The following is a 21001-nucleotide window of genomic DNA, read 5'->3' as shown; positions in this document are numbered from 1 at the left end:
GAAAAATGTCAATAAATAAAGGGACTCTTGGTCGATAGCTCGCAAAACCTCCCCGCTTATTCGATAGTGATGGCGATTAATTTTCAAAAATCTTGACAAATGTAAAACGCTCACAGAATTCTCTTCCACCGAAGGGGAAACAAGATGAATAAAGCGCAGCGAATCTTAGGCGTGCTGGTGTTGTATCTGGTGGCCGCTGAGTTTCTTCAGGGGCAGATATCTCGCGGTACCGTTGAGGGGCGCGTAACCGATCCTGTCGGCGCCGTTATTCCACAAGCGAATGTCGAAGCGCGCGAAAACGCTACTGGCGCGATCTACACGACGAAATCGAACGCCGAGGGATTGTTCACCTTGCCATCTCTCGCTCCCGGAACCTACACGATTACGGTGACCGCATCCGGCTTCAAAAGCACCATCCAAACCAACGCCGTTGTAGCCGCAAATGAGCACCTCAGCGCGGATGTTGTGATGACAGTCGGAGAGACGTCAGAGACGATTTCGGTCCAGGCAGACAGTCCTCTACTTGAGACAACGGTCGCTTCTACCGGGCAGGTCCTGAATCGAGAAGATATCGAGAACATGCCGGTGAATGGCCGTACTCCTTTGATCCTTGGGCAACTTGCCTATGGCGCCATCTCCACCGGCAATCCGCAATTCAATCATCCTTACGACAACTCCGGTCCATCGTCCGTCGCACTGGGCGGAGGCGCTTCCAAGAAGAATGAGTTGTTGATGGATGGCACGCCCGATGGCGGTGCGGATGGAACCATCGCTTTCAGCCCTCCGATGGACGCTGTGGAGGAGGTGAAGGTTGAAACCTTTCAAGCGGACGCTGCGTATGGCCACACCTCGGGTGGAACGGTGAATCAGGTCACGAAGTCTGGTACCAATCAGATCCACGGTACGGCATATGAGTTCCTGCAGAATTCTTACCTGAATGACACGCCATGGTTTTCCAAGCACACTACGCCGCAGCAGCCGAAACCGGTGACTCATTTCAACCAGTTTGGTGGGACCATCGGTCTGCCGATCGTGATACCTCATCTTTACGATGGCCATAACAAACTCTTCCTCTTCTTTGCGTTCGAGGGAATCACGCAGAATCAGCCGAACCCTACGTATGTGACGGTTCCGACCGCCGCGGAGAAGAACGGTGACTTTTCAGCCCTGCTTCCGCTTACCACTCCGAAGAACGAATACCGGATCTTCGATCCAGCATCCGGCAAGGTCAGCGGATCGCAGGTCTCGCGCACGGTTTTTGCGAACAACGTCATCCCAGCGTCGCGGCTGAATCCGGTGGGCGTAAAGCTCGTCAACCTGTTTCCTGCGCCCAATATTCCAGGGAATGCAGACGGCACTAATAACTATTACTTTGCCGGAGACAACCGTGACCGATTCGACAGTGAGATGTCTCGCATCGACTACATGATCTCCCAAAAGAACAAGATCTGGTATGGCTTCCGCCACAACGACAGGTATCACACCTCCGGAAACGCATTTAATAACGTGGCTACCGGTAGCACTCTGATTCAGCCGAACTGGGGATCGACGGTTGACGATGTGCACACCTTCAACTCGAAAACGGTGTGGGAGAACCGAGTGAACTGGACGAGGAATATTGAGTCTCGTCCGCTGGCTTCAGTAGATCCCGCCTCGTTAGGGTTCCCGCAGTACCTGGCGAACGCCGCAACCGTGCCGGCCATTCCTGTCACCGCAGGAACGAAGTTTACCGACTTCGGATATTCGAAAGGTGACTATATTCCGTTCGACAGCTTCCAGGTCTTCTCCCTGATGAACCGTACCTTTGGCAAGCATACGACGGACTTCGGCGGTGACTGGCGCATCTACAAGGTTTCCAGTTTCCGCTATGGCAACCCGAAAGGCAGTTTCAACTTTGGGTTACAAGGCGGACAAGGTTGGACGAATGGTCCATTCAATAATTCGGCAGCCGGAGTGCTGGGACAGGAGTTGGCTTCGATGCTACTCGGGCTTCCAACTGCAGGCAGTATCGATGTCAATGATCGTCAGGTCTCGCAGGCAAAATACTACGCGATTTTCTTTCAGGACAACTGGAAGCTGATCCCAAACCTGACATTGAATTTAGGGCTGCGCTACGAGCGCGATCTGGCCACGACCGAGAAGCATAATGAGGCTGTGAGGGGTTTTGATACAGGCGCCACCAGCCCAATCAATGCTGCGGCTCAGGCAAATTTTGCTGCCAGCCCGGTAAGTGGAGTCACGTTCCCAAAGCTGGTTGGAGGTTTGGTCTATGCGGATGACAACCGTCGCAACTTTTACACCACTCCCTCCACGGGATTTTCTCCACGCCTTGGTTTTGCGTATACGCCAATGAAGGATATGAGCGTTCGAGGCGGCTTCGGCATCTTCTTTGACAGCGTGGGACGTGTCGACCCGATCGCGACTGGATTCAACCAGACGACCCAGATGCTGGTTACAAGCAATGGGTATCTCAGTCCTTCGGCAACGCTCTCTGATCCATTTCCTGGCGGAAGTATCCTCCAGCCGCCCGGCTCTTCTTTAGGACTCGCGAGCAATCTGGGGCAGACAATCAGCTTCCCACGCTCTCAGGTTTTGCCTTCTTACAACGAACGCTGGAATCTGGATGTACAGAAGCAGTTTGGTTCCACGTTGATCGAGTTTGGCTATGTAGGTTCGCACGCGGTGCATCTTGGGGTGAGCCGCAACATCGACTTTATCCCTGCGAGTTACCTCAATGTCGGGCAAGCACGCGACAGCAACGTCATCTCCTTTCTGCAGGCGAACGTCTCGAATCCATTTCGTGGACTCCTTCCGGGCACAACCTTGAATGGAAATACGGTGCAGCGCCAGCAGCTTCTGCTCCCGTATCCGCACTTCACGGGTGTGACCCAGGCGTCGGAGCCCGCGGGAAGCGCCATCTTCCATGAATTCGAAGCACGTGTGGAGAAGCGTTTGTCACATGGAGTTCGCTATCTTGTGAACTACTCGTGGTCCAAGCGGCTAGAACGTGTCAGTTATCTAAACCCGCAGGACATCATGCCGGAAAAACGGATCTCCTCCGATGATCGCCCACAGCATCTTGTCGTCAGTACGACGTGGGAGTTGCCGTTCGGTGAGAAGCGGGCGTACCGCGTACCTGTGCCAGTGGTCAATTACGCCATCAGCGGATGGAATGTTAGTGGGATCTACACCTATCAGCCCCAGGGAGCTCCTCTCACGTGGAGCGACATCATCTACTCAGGCACGGGAGGCCTTAACGATCTGAAGGTGAGCCCGCACAACGTGAATGCGGCATTCGACGTAAATCAGTTCAATCGTACGAGCAGCGCGCAGCCAGTCACGGGAACGCATATTCGTACATTGCCAACCCAGGTAGCGCATGCACGGCAGGACGGTATCAATGCGTTTGATATGAGCCTGATCAAGTCCAATCGGATCACCGAGCGATTGAGTGCTCAGCTTCGCGCCGATGCATTCAATGCCCTCAATCACCCAAACTTCAGTGGTCCGAATCTGACGCCCACGAGTTCAGCCTTCGGCACCATCACATCACAAGCCAACTTACCGCGGACGATTCAGGTAGCACTTCGATTGGTCTTCTAAGCAAACATCGAGTCCCCCGAAACGCTCTCTTTAGGAGGGCATTTCGGGGGACTAATCTCCGATGCAATCGAGCCTATAACTTTGCGGCGATCTTCTTTGCAGCTTCCAGAAGTGCGGACTGAATCTCGGCCTCTCGAGCCTTGTCCATTCTTATCGAGGGTGTGGAAAGGCTGATGGCCGCCACGACAGGTTTATCTTTTGGCTGGATCGCGGCCGCAAAGCAGATTCCGCCGCGGATCGATTCTTCACGATCGCACCCAATGCCCGTCTTTCGTATCCCTTCAAACTCGGCGTAAAGACGCTTTCTGTCAATGATCGTGTGCTCTGTGCGCGGGTTTAGTCCATACACTTCAAGCATCTGATCCGCAGCCGGCCTCTCCTGGAAGGCGGTGATGACCTTCCCCATCGCCGAACAATGGGGTGGCAGAACGCGGCCTTTCTTGTTTGTCATACGGATCTCGTGAAAGGTCTCCAGGCAATCGAGTACATGGATCCGATCGTCGAACAAAAAGGCGAGGCTTGCGGTTTCGTTGAAGTGGTTTGCCAGCCACTCAAGTTCAGGGCGTGCAACTTCCTTTACGTGATCGGCGGCACGAACCAACCATCCAAAGATTAAGCGCGGCGCCAGCTGGTATGTCCCATCACGATCCTGCACGAGATACTCGCGACTCTCAAGCGTCCTTAAAACCCGGAAAAGGCTGGATTCGGGCTGCTTTGTCCGGCCGCTGATTTCCTTCAACGAGAGAGGGGTCTGACCGTCAAAGCAATTTAGAACGTCAAGCGCCCGGCCAATTGATCGCAGATAGTAGGCGTCGTCCCCAGTGCCGGAGTCGCTGCTCTGTAGCGCCCACTTCGGGACACGGCGACGTACCGATTTCTTTGCAGTCGTGGCGCTAGGTGCTTTGGCCTTTTTCATTGTTTTCCCTGGTCGTTCTGAAATGCTTCCCGAGCATCATTGTAGGTTAAGCTTGGTGTTTTCGATTTAGATCTTTTATTTTCAATTGATCCTGTCCGGGAAGGTATCGGGCGGGAACCGCCAAGTTATAAATTCAGGCTCTCACGATAAAGCTTTTCCGCGTCTGCATGTGTCACTTCGCGAGGATTATTGCGCAGCAATCTGGTGACGGTCATCGCCATTTCAGCCATGCGGGGAACTGTTTCGCTTACTACGCCATACCTCCGCAGATCGCAATCCAGCCCGCACAACCGCGAAAGTGCAGCAAGAGCCTTTGCTCCCGCCTGGGCAGTTTCAGATACGCTCGCATGCTGTTGCACACCAAGGGCAAGGGCGACGGCGGCATGACGATCTGGCGAGGCCTCGCAGTTGAAGCGGAAGACCGCGGGTAACAAAACGGCATTCGACAGTCCGTGCGGCACATGGAACTCACCGCCCAGAGGATAAGCAAGGGCATGCACGGCGGCAGTGTTGACCGGACCCAGGCAGAGGCCACCGTAGAGGCTGGCTCGGGCCATCCCTTCACGAGCTTCGATGTCATTGCCATTCGCCACCGCCCGGGCGAGGAAGGTCGCGCAGAGCCGGATACCTTCGAGCGCGTACAGGTCGACAAGCGGATGCGCAAATCTGTTGGTATACGCTTCGATGCAATGTGTCAGCGCGTCCATGCCCGTGAAGGCAGTTACCTGGGGCGGAAGCGAGCGCGTAAGTTCGGGGTCAATGAAGGTAGCGTCGGGGACGAGATAGGGACTGATGACACCCTTTTTCAGACGTGCCGTTTCATCGAGAAGAATCGCGTTAGGGCTGACCTCACTGCCTGTGCCTGCCGTAGTGGGAATGCATATCAGATGACAGTTACGTCCCTGGAGAAGGTTGATTCCGAACGTATCCTCGACCTCCTGATCGTTGTGCAGGAACGCAGCCAATAACTTTGCTACGTCCAGAGGGCTTCCTCCGCCAAGCCCGACGATGCATGTGGGGTTGGCTTGCCTAGCCTTGTTCAGGGCATTAGCGAAGGCCGCCTGCGTCGGCTCGGCGGAGATGGTATCGTCCACCGTAACGTTGAAGCCCTTTTCGTCCAGAATGTGTTGCATGGATGCGATCGTCGTCCGCTGGGAGGGAGAGGATACCAGGTGTATTCGTACCTCTGGCAGAGAGGCGATATATTCCAGGGCATCGGTCAGGCATCCACAACCAAAAACAATGCGGTGCGGCTGTAGGGAGGTAAGAATGCGCATCGGCATTTCAATAAGTGGACACCTCGTTACGCTCATGGTTTACGGCGGCGATCGCTTTGTTCGCTTCGTTCAATGCAAGTTGTGTTCCGGCTTTCAGCGCCACAACGTTATTCGTGCAGAACAGTAGATCTACACCGAGGCGGACCCAGTGCGCGAAATCGGCGGTGCCGCAGGCCGTGATCACTCGTTTGTCATGTTTGCGAGCAACGCGGATAATCTGCTCCGCGGCTTCGAGGAGACGAGGATGTCCGGTCTGACCGGGAATGCCGAGGCTGGCTGCGAGGTCTGCAGGTCCGATGAAGATCTCAACGCCTGGAATTGCAGCAATTTCTTCCACGCGCGCAACCGCTTCTACGGTTTCAATCTGAGCGAGTAGTGCGAGCTCGGTGTTAAGTCTCTGTTGCTCTTCAGGAACGTCGTCGACGATGCCATACTTCAGTGCGCGGGAGACGCTAAAGAAACCACGCGCACCGATGGGGGCAAACCGCGCATAGCGGACAAGCTCCGCGACGTCTTCCGGAGAATCCGCCATCGGGATGTCGATCATGTCGGGACCGCACTCCGCGGCTTTGAGAACGCTTTCTCGACGGGCGTCGGGGATGCGGATCATTGTCAGCATTCCTGTACCCGCGGCCATGCGGCAGAGATCGGCTGCTTCGGCGAAGCTGATAGCTGCATGTTCCATCTCGATCCATACGACCTGGAATCCCATATGGGCCGCGATCTCGAGGAAGATGGGGTCGTACGAGTAGAGGGCAACTCCCAGCAATGGCTTACTACCGGTTTGATTGATTTTCTGGTCAAGGCGAGTCATCCGCACTCCTCCGTGGGAGAAACTACATCTAAGGCATGTACCGATTGTTGTGAGTGAATGCGGTTGCGCCATCCACTCCATGTGAGATTCGTTGCAACCGGTTTACCTGGCAGAAGATAACTCGCCGACACACCTACGACAAGCACAATGACGTGGCCAATGGCGCCAAGCATGTAGTCATGCCAGGTGAAGTTCCATCTTCCAAGATCCAATATCTTGCCACCTTCCGTCAGGACACCCCAGGTTGTAAAGATAAGGCTGGCAACCAAACCGGTGATGGCTCCTGTTCGGGTAGCTCGAGGCACAAGAAAAGCCAGTAGAAACAGTCCGGCCAGTCCGCCTGCGACGATGGCGGTGATGGTGTAGTAGAGCTGAAGAGCCCCGCCCTGGCTGGCGGCCAGTTTGAGTGCGACGGCCGCTGCTGCCAATCCGCTCAACATAACAATGATCCGGCCCGCGCGCAGCAGCTCTCGATCTCTGGCATGGGGCCGGATAAATCGATAGAAATCTTCTACGGTGATGACCGAGAGGCAGTTCATATCAGAGGCGAGCATCGCCATTGCCGAACCCACCAGGGCGGCGATAAACAACCCTGACAAGCCGGCAGGAAGATGCGTGACCAGAAAGTGCGGAAAGATCTGGTCCGCCTTGGTAATGCTTTTAGGCAGTGCCTCTCCGGTCAGCCGATAGAAGCTCCACAGCAGGCTGCCGATAAGCATGAACGATGCCCACACCGGCAAGCAGAGGACTGCTCCCAGAACGATTCCTCGCAACGCACTGCGATCACTTTTGGCGATGAGATAGCGTTGCACAACGGTCTGGTCTGCCGTGTACTTCTGCAGATAGAAAAAGAAACCGTAGATCACCAGCACGATGATCGTCGGCTTGTCGAAACGAAGTGCCGTGCTTCCCAGGCTGATTTTTCCGTGGTTCCAGGCGTCTGCCAGTACTGCGTGGGGGCCTTGATGTGGCAGCCAAAGCAGGAAGCCAAGGGAGACAAGGATTCCCGCCCAAAGCACAAAGCCCTGTACGACATCAGCCCAAACCACGGCCTCTACCCCGCCAAGCAGTGTATAGAAGATCGTAATGAGAGCAGTAAGCAGGATGATGGTAGTAAGCGACCATCCTGTCATCCTGCTGAGCGTAAGCGCGAGAAGATAAAACACAAAGCCCATCTTCGAGAAATGTCCCACTGCAAATGCGGCTGAAGAGTACAGCCGTACAAGCCTGCCAAAGCGAGCGCCGAAGTACTCATAGGCGCTCATATGGACGACATGGCGAAAGAAGGGAACAATGATGGACCCGATAAGCAGCAGAACGCCAACGAACAGGATATTGGGCACCATCAGGGACCAGTCTCCGGCATAGGAAGAGCCCGGATAGGCGATAAAGGTCACACTGGTAATGATGGTGGCGAGTAACGATAGCCCCATGGCCCAGCCGGGTATGGAACGACCCGCGACGAAATAGTCATCGGTCGTGTGCTGCTTGCGCGCAAAACGGATGCCGATGCCGATCAGGCCGATGATGTAAAGCGCGAGAACGATGAGATCAATCGTATGCATATCAAGAAGGGCGTTAGACCGTTTGCGGTTGCAGTATGCGTGTACGTGCCATAGTTGCTGCCATACGGATAGCAGCCTTCATATTGGCCGCTCCTGCAAGGTTTTTGCCGGCAATGTCAAAGGCTGTGCCGTGGTCGACCGAGGTACGAATAATAGGGATGCCGAGCGACATATTGACGGTGGTCTCGAAGTCGAGAAGCTTCATCGGAATATGCCCCTGATCGTGATACATCGCGACGATAAGATCATGCGACCCTCTAGCTGCCCGGTAGAAGATGGTGTCTGGTGCAACCGGACCTTCGACGTCCCAGCCCCGTGCCTGACATGCCGCCACCGCGGGAGCGATAAATGCCTGATCCTCGTTTCCAAACAGTCCATGCTCGCCGGCATGCGGATTCAGGCCACAGACCGCGATACGTGGCTTTGCCTTGCCAAGCAGGCGCATCGCCTCGTATCCCAGTTCAATGGTGCGGGTAATTCGCGGCGTGCTGAGGTTTGTGGCTTCCCGCAAGCTGATATGAGTCGAGACATGTACGACGCTAAGCTTTTCTCCCGCAAGCAACATTCGTGAGTCTGTGTTGTTGCAGAGTTCGGCAATATATTCCGTGTGTCCGGAAAAGTGGAGGCCGTTGAGGGTAACAGCTTCTTTATTGAGAGGTGCAGTCACCATAGCATCCGCCTCGCCACGAAGGCACATCAGCGTGGCGTCGTGGACATACCGCATCGCGGCCGCACCGTATTTCGCTCGTAAGGCGCCAGGCTCCACTCGTTCGGAAGCAGGCAGCGTGCCGCAGTCGAGGAATTCAACCGGAAGGTCCGTGAGACGAACGCCTGTGCACTCTTCCGCAACTTTTACCGCTGGCATATCGCCAAGAATGACGAAGTGCGCAAGGGAAGTAATCTTGCTGTCCTGCAAGGCTTTCAACGTAACTTCCGCGCCCACTCCGGCAGGATCTCCAAGTGTGATGGCAAGCCGTGGGCGGATTGCTCCGATGCTCAAAAATATGCCTCCTGGTTTGAAAACTCCGCCTGTACGTCGCACAGCAGGTTATCTGACCCAAATCCGCCACTCTTCAATAGAAGAGGAGTGCCGTCATAGGCTCCGCCGATTGCCACTCCCAAGGGAACGCCGGGCACAAACTCTCGAAGCAGGCGAATTGCCGAGATGCCGAGAACATGGCAAACAAGACGGGCAGTGTCGCCACCGGTCATGACAAGCGCTCCGATGGGAGGTTTTCCGTTTTCCGCCAACGCGCTTTGAATCTCGGACTCGCGAGTATGACCTCTAAGGACCTTTTTGAGGAAGAAACTGCCCGGCTTACAACCAGACTCAAGCCGAGCTGTTTGCCTGAGCGTAACGGGATGATCACTGCCGACGAAATAGCATGCGATCCCTGCGGGCCTTCGTTGCACTGGGAGCGGGGGCGTGACCGCGGAAGATGCTGTGGCAAGGGCATGGGCGAGCCCTCCAGAACCGATCCATAGGACACGTATTTGTAACGACTGTGCCGCGCGTGCCACAGTCTCCAGATGCTCCTGCTTGTGTGCGTCACATAAAAGAACTCGCCGCCCTTGATCTAAAACGGTTTTGAAATGGGCCACGATCTCATCCGAGGGGAGGCCTGCAAGCAGAAGAGAAGTTTCGGGCAACTCCTGGGCAAGGTTCAGCGACTGGGAGCCTGTGACGTCATCGATTTGCAGGATCCCTTTTTCTACCCGCCTGCCCATCTGTGGATACGCCGGGGCGAGAACCGCTAGATCGTAGTCCCTTGTAGAAAGAACCTCACGGATCTCTGCAAAGGTATTCCCGCGAAAGACAGAATCCACCTTCTTAAAGAAGATCGTGGATGTGGGCAGGTCACGTAAGACAGTCTGGATACGCTCCTTGAGTTGAGCCGGCTCCATATCTCGCGTATCGGAGCTCCAGGCGACCACTGAGCCAGGGCGGGGGACAAGCCCGTTCATATCTACTCTGACGTCGGAGCAGGTTCGCGTAAATGCGACCGCTGCGTCGGCTGCACCGGTGAGATCGTCCGCCAGGATGACCAGGGCTTCGGGCGATTCTCCAATCATCTCTGGTGCTGTGGTGGACATTCTCAAGGACCCCGGTAGGCGCATTGTTTCGAAAATACGAAAATAATGTCAAGATAATTTCCAAAAAGAGGTGAGTCTGGAAATATCGCTTCTGGCGACTGCCTTAGAATCCGCGCCTTCAGCATAGACCCTTCCGACAACGGAGAATGGCAAGCGGAGACGCTGCCGATGCAGGGGCTACCAGGGACGCAGCATCGTTGACGATCCGCGGTCGCTACCCTATAGTTAGGTCGCACGTATCGCAATATATCTTGCGTATTACGCAAGTGAATAATAATAGGTTGCATGCCCAAGGAGTGTGCGGTGAGAAAAGGTCCGGTTTTGCTGAACGTATTGTTGACGGCGGTGAGCGCGCTTGCGTCTGGACCTTCTTTCACACCCGATGTGCGATTTACGGGACCGACGGCTAAGGGTTGGAACAAAGTAGGTCAGGCGAGCTGGAGCGCTGATACCGGCACGATTACGGGAAAGCCGGCAGGAAACGGCGGAGGCTGGCTCGTACTGGACAATTCGTACCAGGACGTCAGCTTCTACACGGAGTTCCGTTGTGAAGACAGTTGTGAGACTGGAGTGTTATTGCGCGCGGAGAAGACGTCAGATGGCGGGATGAAAGGTGTCTACGTATCGCTCGATGATTCAACGCTAAATACCTACGCGGTGGCGATCGACTCCAATGGAAAGATGGTGAAGCAGGAGAAGCTGCCGCGCGGCGGTGTGCTGGCTCGGCTGACTCCTCCCCCTTCTCCTTCTCAATTGCAGAGCGACAACCGGCCCCGGCCGCAGAGCCCCAGCGTCGATCTTCCTCTTAAACCTGCCGATACCTCTCTTCGACCTCACGAGTGGAACTCGGTGGAGATCTTCTTTGATGCCAATACGGTTCGATCTTTTCTCAATGATGGCCGCCAGCAGGGGGCGATGGTCGAAGACGGCGGCTATGGGCCTGTAGCTTTGTATGCCGGCGGTAAGGGTGCCGTTCAGTTTCGCAACGTCGCTTATATGGATATGTCAGTGAAGGTGCGGGATGAGGAGAAGGTCGGTCCACACTTCCGAAAGCAGAGGCTGAGCGACTTCTATTACTCGTGGGGAACAGCCGCCGCGGACTTCAACAAAGATGGTGTGCTCGATGTCGTCTCCGGACCGTACATCTACTATGGTCCGGACTATCGGAAGTCCCGGGAGATTTACTACGCATTCCCCTCCAATCCCTTGACTGAGTTTGCGAGCGATTCGACGATGGAGTTTGCCGCAGATTTCGACGGAGACGGCTGGCCCGATGTTCTGACCGTAAACTTTGGCGGCGGCCCTGGAGCACAGCTCTACATCAACCCAAAGGGTGAGCACCGCCGCTGGCAGAAGTATGCGGTAGGCACAGGGGTGCAAAGCGAGATCGCGTTACTGCGAGATATCGACGGAGATGGCAAGCCGGAGCTGGTCTACAGCGGAGCCGGACACGTCCGTTATGCTAAGCCCGATCCTGCCAAGCCTACGGAGAAATGGATCGTGCATGACATCTCCGATGCCGGTTATGGAGTCGCTCATGGAATTGGTGTTGGTGACATCAATGGCGACGGACGGATCGATGTCTTAAACCCTTACGGATGGTGGGAGCAGCCGGCTGCCGGGGCTGACTCAGGTCCGTGGACCTATCATCCCGCCGCTTTCGCGCAGTTCGGCCGAGGCCTGATGGGCGGCAGCGTGATGGCAGTCTATGACGTGAACGGTGACGGAAAGAACGATGTTGTGACCTCACTCAATGCGCATGGCTGGGGGCTCGCCTGGTACGAGCAGAAGCGGGACAGCGCGGGCAAGATCAGTTTTACCGAGCACATGGTCATGAATGATCAGTCTGCCAAAAACGCCGGCGGAGTAGCGTTCTCGGAGCTGCACGGCACATCGTATGCGGATGTTGATGGCGATGGGATACCGGACTTTATCGCAGGGAAGCGCTACTTCTCCCACCTCGATACAAATATCGATCCTGACCCGAGAGGGGCTCCGGTGCTGTACTGGTATAAGACCGTCCGAAACCCCAAGGCTGCCGGTGGAGCAGAGCTGGTTCCTGAGTTGATCGATACGCACAGCGGTGTTGGCTCGGACGTACTCGCTGTCGACCTGAATCATGACGGAGCGATCGATGTCATAACATCTACCCGCTTTGGAACATTTGTTTATTGGGGCATTCCGCGGCATGTTGCTGCGTCCACGCAGAAGTAACTGAGTTTTCACATGCGTGTGTCCACTGCGAGAGTGGATGGCCCCGTGTAAAAACGCAAGACTCTCCCCTGAGGTGCCGTTCTAAGTTCCTCATTCTATATGTTGATCCCGGGTACGGTAGCCTTTGGCCACTTCTATACCCCTTCTGCCGGCTGTGTCGAACAACAACAATGCAGACACTTCCTACTGAAGGGATTCCCATCATGTATGTCCGCCGTCTGACCCTGTCTCTCTTACTGGCCCCTGCGCTGGTGACTGCGTCCTTCCCGCAGTCCTCTCATGTGAACCCCTGGGCGCCTACTGAGCTCAACAATCTGCCGCCAGCAGCCAGCCTGACCGATGGCACCTGGCTCAAGGGAGACCTTCACGTCCACTCTTCACACAGCAAGGAGTCCAGTAATAATTCGGTGGCGAAGATCATCTCCTATTCGGAGTCGGTTGGGATGGGATATGCCTGTATCACAGACCACGATAACCATGTACTGGGCGACGTGGCACACAATACCTGGACCGATCCTGATTTCAAGTCTGAGAAACTGATCCTGCTCTATTGCGCGGAGTGGACGACGACTCGAGGCCACGGGAACACAATCTCAGCGGTACCGTACGACCACCAGCGTTTCTATGACGTCCGCGATCAACGTGACGTCGTTGTCGGCGCGGTAAAAAAGGAGCTTGGAATCCACCTCTCTGCAAACCACCCCAGCGGCAAAGACCATTTCGGATACTCCTATGACATGGTCGATTCCATCGAGGTCTGGAATTCATCCATCTGGCCGAAGAATGCCAATGCCATCATGATCTGGGACGATATGCTGTCGTCCGGCCGCAAGCTGACAGGAAGAGGCGGTAGCGATGCGCATCATGGAGCCGCTCCGACACCGGAACAGGCGACGAAGAACACTCCACAGGCTGCATGGAATTACATCGGGACACCAACGACCTGGATCTTTGTGAAAGATAAGACACCACAGGGCGTGATTGATGCGCTGAACAGTGGACGTGTCTCTGTCAGTGCGAACCCGTATGCGCCGCGAGTAGAGTTTTATGCGGACACCGACGGTAACGGGCAGCCGGACATGATGATGGGAGACAACGTCAAAGCTGCCGGCAAGACGGTGAAGTTCAATGTTCGCCTGACCGGAAACACTGCGCCTGATGGCGTCTATACCGTGCATGTGATCAAGAATGGAAACAAGTACAAAGACATTCAGATCACAGGAAAGTCGGCCACCGCCGGGTTTGAAGATGCTCCCCCTGCGATTGAAAGGACTTATTACAGGGTGGAAGTAGAGGGGCCTTCGACTCCGTATCCGCAGGTTCCGAAATCGACCGAGGGCAGCGGCTCCATGGTAGGGCTCACGAATCCGCTGTATTTCAACTTCAATCCGAATTTCTAGAGGTAGGACGTACTTCGAGCCGGCGGTTTCCGAGAAGTGAAGCCGTCGGCTTTCCTAGCTCTTATAGATTCGTTCGGCTACCAGTTGCGGAGCGGAGGCATTCGCCGCAAAGCTATTCGCTTCGATGAGAAGTTCAAAAGAGTGGAGATGCCCGTTCGCATCGCGCGCCTGCGCGAGTGCCGAGGCCATAAGCGCAGGTGTGAGCAGAAATGTTGTTGCAGCCTGTGTGCCCGCTGTATTGAGCCCACCTACGATGAGTACATGACCGGTCGAAGTGAGGTTGGGCATAAAGGCAATCAAACCGTAGGTGTGGTCTTTTCCCGGAGTGCCGTAGAGTTCGCGCTCTCCCGGTTGAGGATGTGTATTGAGCAGCCCCGAAGGCTTCGACGGATCAGTATTGATGACCTGCCGGAAGTTCATCTGTGACGCGAAGAGCTGAATCCACGGGTTCGACTCAATCGATCCGATGAGTACTGCGTTTCCGGTACGAAGATCGTCCATGCGCAGGTCCCGAGCGTATCGCACCACCATTCGGGCGGCGCTGACTTCCTCTAATTGAGACAGATGTGAGACGAAATCGAGGTCGACCACGCTGGTATAACGTCGTGCGCCCAGCTTCAGAAGCTCGGCATCGGCGGTGTTATCACTGGATTGTTTCGGTTTCCGATAGTCGCCGTTGATATAGCTTGCGAGCGGAACCGGGCGCTCCGTGAGGCGCTGCATGATGACAAGTCCATCGTCAGAGGGGACGACGTATGTCTCCTCATTGGAAGGGAAGACCTGACGCCAGAAACTGGCGGATTCCGCACTTGCTGATGATGTCGTGACGCTGTCTTTTCCGGGAAATAGCGGGCGGCGCCTGGGAATAGCAAGACCGACGATCAAGCCGAGACATAAGGCCGCTACGGTCCCGAGCACCCATAAAAGACTTGATCTGACTGGTTGGCTGGCAACATCAGAAGGATCGTGTGAAACCTGGAGATTTTCCTGCGGAAGAGGCTCTGCTTCGGGAAGAGCCGCTGGTAGGTCCGTATCCTCAGCCGGCGCCAACGCTTGAGGCTCTCCTTCCTGAAGAGACCGATCCGTGAAGTACGGAAGATAGCCTCCTCTGGGTATATCTAAACGCAAAGACTCGTCTTTGCCTTCTTTGGCATAGTAGTCGTCGATACGACGACGAAGATTGCGGGCGTAGCTTCGAACGATGTTGTCTTCGTTTGAGTCATAGCCTGCCTTCCGGTCGAACACCAGGATGCCAATCTGCTGTTCCGTTACCTCATCAGTGCGATTCCGGATATGCCGGTCCACGATGAAGAGCAGGAAGCGAGAGAGCAGGCGGGATCGTCCCAGGCTGCCACTGGCAGCAATGCGGCATGCGAGCTGCCAGCGGGGATCGTCGTCGTGTGTCTGGATTTCGACTTCAACCCGGTTCCGCGAGCCGAGCATCGCTATGTCCGCAGCGGTATTCGTAGGGGGCTGCAGCGTGCGCATCGTCAAAGAATCGTTTCAATGACCGAGCATAACGCTCCTCAATGAACCGAAGGTTAACGCCATACCGAACGGTACTCTCCAAACGTGGATGGAAGTGAGCGTACACGTCGCCATTCCGTGCTCGATAGGGGGGTGAAAATCGATTGTTTCCTATGAAAATCCCGTAAACATGGAACACCAAAATGCTGACCTCGCATCGTCGCCACTCGATCGGAAGGCTTTACACGGTTTTGTCCCCCTTGTGACGTCTCTGAGCCACAGGGATCATCGAGGCAATCCCACCGTTTGATCGGACGTATCGGTTCAATCAGGCATCCGTCTGGGAAATATCTCCTTTGAGGTCTGGAAGCGATGAAACCCTGGTCAGCCCGTCTTCGACAGAAGCGAAAGACGCTCCGCATGACAATGGTGATGTTGTGTGCAGTTCTGTTCTCTGTCGTACACCTGTTTGCACAATCTGATCTCTCGGGCATCTCGGGAACGATTACCGATCCCTCAGGTGCGGTGGTTCGAGGGGCCATGGTCACTGTCACCGATGAAGCGACTGGCGTCGAACATCGAACGAGGACAAACGAGTCAGGCTACTACACTATTCCCAGCCTCTCTCCGGGGCGTTACACGATTCAGGTTCAGGCAGCAACATTTGGAACAGTGACAAGCCACGGAAACAATCTGGATCCGGCGGTCGCGACCACAGCAAACCTGACCTTACCGAATGCGGCTACAACCGAAACAGTGCAGGTGAATGCGCAGGAGAACAGCATCCAGACCGACAGCACGGTCCTGGGCCGGGTTATTACCGCCAAGCAGGCTGAGATGCTTCCTCTGAGCGGTCGCAATCCGATCACTCTTGCTCTCTTGAAAGCAGGCGTCACGAGCACGAGCGGAAATGTATCGAACTTTCAGTTCAGCACCGGCCTCGGTGGGTTGAATATCAACGGCGCTCGTGAACGCGACAACCTCGTCACCTACGATGGCGCTGTAGCAGTTCGTGTCCGCGCTAGCGGTGACTCCGTCGGCGTCGTCGATCTGGAAAACGTGCAGGAGGTTCAGGTACTGGCCTCAAACTACCCGGCTGAATATGGCCGCTCTGTTGGCGGTCAGGTTCGTATCATCACGCATGCCGGCACGGATCGTTTTCACGGCAGCCTCTACGAGTATCTTCAGAACCCCATATTGAACGCCAACACCTGGGTTCGGAATCATGCGTCCGCTAATTTTGATCCGACTTTGCCTCAGAGTGTGAAGTCGAACTACGTCGCTCCCTTCACCTATAACCAGTTCGGCTTCAGCGTGAATGGCCCCGCGTACATTCCGCATCTCCTGCCCAAGGGGAAGGTCTTCTTCCTCTACTCGGAGGCGTTTGTACATTATCCGGCTACGAATACCTCACCGGTTACGGTTCCCAATCCAGCCTTCAGGAATGGTGATTTCTCGTCCGTAGCGACACATATCCGTGATCCCCAGGCGGCGGGTGTTTGCGACGCCAAGAGTGGCGGTCCGGCGTGTTTTCCGGGAAACATCATTCCTAAGGCGCGGCTCAGTCCTAATGGTGTTGGCTTGCTGACAGCGTTTCCGGTTCCGACACCAGGGTTCCTTGTCGGTACTCAGAATCTGCTGCAGATTGCCAAGCATCCGCAGACGCAGCAGATTGACAGTGGCAACCTCGACATCATTCCCACCGAGAAGGATTACATCCGGTTCCGTCTGACGCACTTCTACTACTACGAGAACAACCCCTTCTCAGCGACGTACGATCTTGTACCTCGTATCTTCAATCGCCCGAATCAGACCGGTTCGCTGGACTGGGTTCACACCTTGAACGCAAACACCATCAACGAGGTCCTTGTAACGGCTGCACATGGCGCAGATCGTCTGTCCATCGATACAAGCACCGGTCTCTACGATCGTACGAAGTACGGAATCAACTATCCGTTCCTCTTCCCGGCAGGTAAGGATCTCCCCAACAAGATTCCGACGGTTCAGTTTGACAGCAGCGCCATCACCACGCTGGATGGCAGTGCCTATCCTTCTCACTCGCAGGGAATGGTGTTCGATTATGCCGACACCTTCACGCGCATCATCGGCAATCACACACTCCGTGCAGGCGCTCTGTATGAGCGTGCCGGGCAGAACGATAATGACCAGATCTCCGGACAGAACAGTGTTCCGGGACAGACGAACAATCAAAACGGAAAGTTTGAATTTTCGAGCGCCAACCCTGCTGGAACCGGACTGGATACGGCCGATGCTGCGCTGGGTATCTTTCAGAGCTATGCAGAAGTGGGTCCACGTGCCGAGACTCCATACCGTGCAAATATGTATGAGTTCTTCGCCCAGGACTCATGGAAACTTACCTCGAAGCTTCACGTTGACTATGGCATGCGTTATTCCATTGTCCGGCCGTTTTACAGCCTTTGGAACAACATCGGCACGTTTGATCCGGCATTCTATTCCGCTGCGAACGCCGTGAAGATCGACAGCAAAGGCAATCCTATTCCGGGAAGCGGCGATCCTCTGAATGGAACAGTGCTCTTCGGCTCTGGCTTTACTGATAGCGCAAAGAAGCACGTGCCGCTTGCAAACACTGGCACGGCAGATCGTTTGTTTCACAACCTGCCCCGCGGCTACATTGACGTGCACTACACCACTTTCCAGCCGCGTCTCGGCTTGGCTTACGCCGTCGACTCAAAGACCGTCATTCGCGCCGGCTTTGGACGATATATGAGCCGCCAGGGTGTGTCCGACGGTGTATTCGAGGGCGGTGCGCCTCCGCTGCAGCAGTACGCAGGTATCAGCGGAGGAAGTGTTGATAACCCGGGTGGCGGTGCGACAGGCTCCTTTCCCAATATCTCAGGTCGCATTGACCGCAGTTCACCGCAGCCTGAGGCTTATGTCTGGAATCTGTCGGTCGAACGGCAATTACCCTTCAACACCGTACTTGGAGTGGCCTATGTGGGGCGCCGTGGTCTGCATGGCCAGTTCCAGGCAAACCTGAACCAGGCGCCCGTCGGCTCTGTAACGGCAGCCGCAGCGGCAAAACTGAATATCAACTCCTATCGTCCATACGCCGGTTACGGACCGATCACAGTCGTTACGCAGGGATCAGGCTCTGCCTACAGCGGCTTCCAGGTTGACCTGAATCGGCGCTTCCAGCACGGGCTGAGTTTCGGAGCAGCATACACACTGGCCCATGCTACTGACTGCGGATCATTTCAGAAGAACTTCCTGCCGAATCTACGGGACCCCAAGTATTTGTGTGGCACCGCAGACTACGACATCAAGAACGCTGTAACCATCAACGCCATCGCGGAGATTCCGTTCCATGGCCATAACGCGCTTGCTCGCGAGGTGCTGGGTGGATGGCAGATCACACAGATCTACAACTTTCAGACCGGAGTTCCTCTATCGGTGACGACTTCAACCGACATCGCCGGAGTAGGCACGGGCGGAGGGGCACAGTTCTACTCCACCGCTCCGGGCGTGAGTAGCGGCGCCGCCGGTATGTTCTCCGCGGGCACCTCTGACCAGAACTTCTGGTTCAATCCCAAGGCGTTCGTCGCGCCGGCTTCCGGTACGTTCACCTCGCAGCACAATCGCAATATTCTGCGGGCTCCCGGAGTCGAGAACTTCAATGCGGGCCTGCAGAAGCGCTTCATCACGTACAAGGAGCAGTTCTTCACCTTCCGCTTTGAGGCCTTCAACTTCCCGAATCATCCAAACCTATCCGCACCCGATGTAAACCCCACGAGCAGCACCTTCGGAAGGGTAACCAGCAAGACAGGCCAACGATCGATGCAAGCCAGCCTTCGCTATACCTTCTAGAGCACTAACATATACGGCGAGAGGGAACCTCTCCCTCTCGCCGCACGCAGATTCCATTTTTCAAAGGTAGCTCTTAAGGAATTTCTGGAGCGGTACCAGGCACGCTTTTGCGGATAGTCGATTGGTACCAACGCTCGATCTCTCGCGGGCAGATGCGCAGAGCCCCGATCGGGCCGAATGCTTCGAGTTCTCCCCGGTCAACAAGTTCATAGAACTCCCGGTAGGGGATCTGAAATAACGCGGACAGCTCCGTGACCGTCCATGCATTCTCCCGTTCCCGTAAAACCTGCGCGATCGATTTTGCCGTGCGGTGGTCTCCCATAAGAGAGATGCGCGCTTTTGTGGCGAGGTATGCAAGAGAACCAGCGATCAGGGTGAACCCAGTCGTCCGAATAATCAGCAAAAGAGAAACGGGCAGATTGCGAGAAGCAATGGGAAAGACCACATTCAGCGCTACCGCCCCGATCGCAATGGTAGCGATGACCCATCGGGTATTGCTGCAGAGGGCGGTACCGATCACGGAACCGATGAAGAGCATCGCGGGCAGACCAGCAAACGACGGTAAAACATGATGCGAAACCAGGGCCATCCCGGTTGCAAGCAGCAAAAAGAGGAGAGGCAGGGCCCGTTCGAGTCGGGAGATTAACGAGGATGCCGGCTGCGCAGCACCTTGTGGCGCTGCATGTTGAGCAGACTTAAACTGACTTGCTGGTCCGGAACGCATCGGATAAACAGGCTTATATAAAGGGATCTGTTCAGAAGAGTAGCGCCTCTCCGGGAACTGCCACAATAGGACAATTCACCAGGAACCCCTCGAAGTAACCCCAGCCGCTACGCTTAAGTACTCAAGGTAAAAGTAAAGTCAGGTGCCGGTCTCTTCCTAAAGGGGGACCGCGTACGACGCGTTCGCAGCGGCACCTAAGAAGCCCAGCGCGCTCGACTAACGCCCGTCCGGCTCGCCGTCAAGCCTTCGTCCCAGGAATCTGATCAGATGCCTCCAGGATGCGGCGTTTGCCTGTGGCTTCTCGATGAAGTTGAATGGAACATAGGCCAACAAAATGGATAGTGCTTATCTCGATCACGCTTTCCGGAGCCAACGTCGCAGACCTGACGGGATGGAGCCGATTGTCCATCGCGATGGAAATCGTGTGTCACTGCAGTTTCAGATTGGTGAGATCCAGAGTGAGATGCTCGTAGACGACCCAGTCTTCCTGGCGCTTCCGTACACCCGCACGATGATCGATTTCATGCTCTGCCATCGAAATCCGACGTACATCGTGATGATCGGGCTCGGTGGAGGATCGATTCCGAAATGGTGTTACCGCGAAATGCCTGCCGCGGACATTACCGTCATCGAAATCGATCCGCAGGTCATTGCCCTGAGAGAGCGGTTCCATATTCCACCGGACGATCATCGATTCCGTGTCATTTATGAAGACGGCGCGGACTATGTTGTCGCTCGAGCACCAGGAAGGATCGAGGTGCTGCTTGTTGATGGATTCGATATCTACGGACAGTCGCCACAGCTTTGTTCACAGACGTTCTACAACGATTGCCACCGCGCCTTGACCCAGGACGGTGTGCTGGTTGTGAACCTGTGCGGGCCGGAGAGTGAGGCTGCGATCGAATACATTCGGCGAAGCTTTGAGGATCGCGTGCTGGTGGCGAGTCCCGAAGGCAGCGAAAACAAAATCGTTCTCGCCACGAAGGGCGCCCATCGTTGGATGGGCGAAGAGCCCTACGATGAGCTCATGAGAAAACTGCGCCTGCACTTGTGGCACGCGCCGACGGTTCGGAGATAGGCG

13 protein-coding genes are annotated in these 21001 nt (G+C 55.4%); 5 read left to right on the top strand and 8 right to left on the bottom strand.

Annotated features, from left to right (window positions below):
- Window positions 1-144: 144 nt before the first annotated feature.
- A complete protein-coding gene (locus tag FTW19_RS15110; RefSeq protein ID WP_147648402.1) occupies window positions 145-3603 on the top strand; it encodes a TonB-dependent receptor domain-containing protein in 3459 nt (1152 codons plus the stop codon).
- 73 nt (window positions 3604-3676) lie between these two features.
- Here FTW19_RS15110 and FTW19_RS15105 read toward each other — a convergent pair whose 3' ends face one another.
- The 6 genes from FTW19_RS15105 to FTW19_RS15080 form a co-directional block, all read right to left on the bottom strand.
- Window positions 3677-4519, bottom strand: coding sequence for an IclR family transcriptional regulator (locus FTW19_RS15105; protein ID WP_147648401.1), 843 nt, complete (start codon window positions 4517-4519; stop codon window positions 3677-3679).
- Window positions 4520-4644: 125 nt separating this feature from the next.
- A complete protein-coding gene (locus FTW19_RS15100; RefSeq protein WP_147648400.1) occupies window positions 4645-5796 on the bottom strand; it encodes an iron-containing alcohol dehydrogenase in 1152 nt (383 codons plus the stop codon).
- A gap of 7 nt (window positions 5797-5803) precedes the next feature.
- Window positions 5804-6610 (bottom strand): HpcH/HpaI aldolase family protein, encoded by an 807-nt coding sequence (locus FTW19_RS15095; protein WP_187142997.1) that lies wholly within the window; start codon window positions 6608-6610, stop codon window positions 5804-5806.
- Window positions 6607-8175, bottom strand: a complete 1569-nt coding sequence (locus tag FTW19_RS15090; protein ID WP_147648398.1) for a sodium:solute symporter — start codon at window positions 8173-8175, stop codon at window positions 6607-6609. Before FTW19_RS15090 ends, FTW19_RS15095 begins: the two co-directional genes overlap by 4 nt.
- Before the next feature lie 13 nt (window positions 8176-8188).
- On the bottom strand, window positions 8189-9175 hold the full coding sequence (pdxA, locus tag FTW19_RS15085) for a 4-hydroxythreonine-4-phosphate dehydrogenase PdxA (protein WP_246153325.1): 987 nt from the start codon (window positions 9173-9175) through the stop codon (window positions 8189-8191).
- A complete protein-coding gene (locus FTW19_RS15080; protein WP_187142996.1) occupies window positions 9172-10269 on the bottom strand; it encodes a four-carbon acid sugar kinase family protein in 1098 nt (365 codons plus the stop codon). Before FTW19_RS15080 ends, pdxA begins: the two co-directional genes overlap by 4 nt.
- Before the next feature lie 303 nt (window positions 10270-10572).
- On the opposite strand from FTW19_RS15080, the gene FTW19_RS15075 reads away from it, so the two are divergent.
- Window positions 10573-12483: an FG-GAP-like repeat-containing protein gene (locus tag FTW19_RS15075; RefSeq protein WP_187142995.1), complete on the top strand. Its 1911-nt coding sequence runs from the start codon at window positions 10573-10575 to the stop codon at window positions 12481-12483.
- Window positions 12484-12653: 170 nt separating this feature from the next.
- On the top strand, window positions 12654-13883 hold the full coding sequence (locus FTW19_RS15070; RefSeq protein ID WP_246153324.1) for a CehA/McbA family metallohydrolase: 1230 nt from the start codon (window positions 12654-12656) through the stop codon (window positions 13881-13883).
- Window positions 13884-13937: 54 nt separating this feature from the next.
- Here FTW19_RS15070 and FTW19_RS15065 read toward each other — a convergent pair whose 3' ends face one another.
- Complete coding sequence (locus FTW19_RS15065) at window positions 13938-15371, bottom strand: cytochrome c biogenesis protein ResB (RefSeq protein WP_147648395.1); 1434 nt, start codon at window positions 15369-15371, stop codon at window positions 13938-13940.
- 351 nt (window positions 15372-15722) lie between these two features.
- Between FTW19_RS15065 and FTW19_RS15060 the strand changes: the two genes are divergently transcribed.
- Complete coding sequence (locus tag FTW19_RS15060) at window positions 15723-19196, top strand: TonB-dependent receptor (RefSeq protein WP_147648394.1); 3474 nt, start codon at window positions 15723-15725, stop codon at window positions 19194-19196.
- Window positions 19197-19269: 73 nt separating this feature from the next.
- Here FTW19_RS15060 and FTW19_RS15055 read toward each other — a convergent pair whose 3' ends face one another.
- Window positions 19270-19920, bottom strand: a complete 651-nt coding sequence (locus tag FTW19_RS15055) for a helix-turn-helix domain-containing protein (RefSeq protein ID WP_147648393.1) — start codon at window positions 19918-19920, stop codon at window positions 19270-19272.
- Window positions 19921-20344: 424 nt separating this feature from the next.
- On the opposite strand from FTW19_RS15055, the gene FTW19_RS15050 reads away from it, so the two are divergent.
- On the top strand, window positions 20345-20998 hold the full coding sequence (locus tag FTW19_RS15050) for a fused MFS/spermidine synthase (RefSeq protein ID WP_187142994.1): 654 nt from the start codon (window positions 20345-20347) through the stop codon (window positions 20996-20998).
- Window positions 20999-21001 lie beyond the last annotated feature (3 nt).

The organism is Terriglobus albidus (assembly GCF_008000815.1).
Classification (GTDB): domain Bacteria; phylum Acidobacteriota; class Terriglobia; order Terriglobales; family Acidobacteriaceae; genus Terriglobus; species Terriglobus albidus_A.
This window is presented reverse-complemented; position numbering and strand designations above follow the sequence as displayed.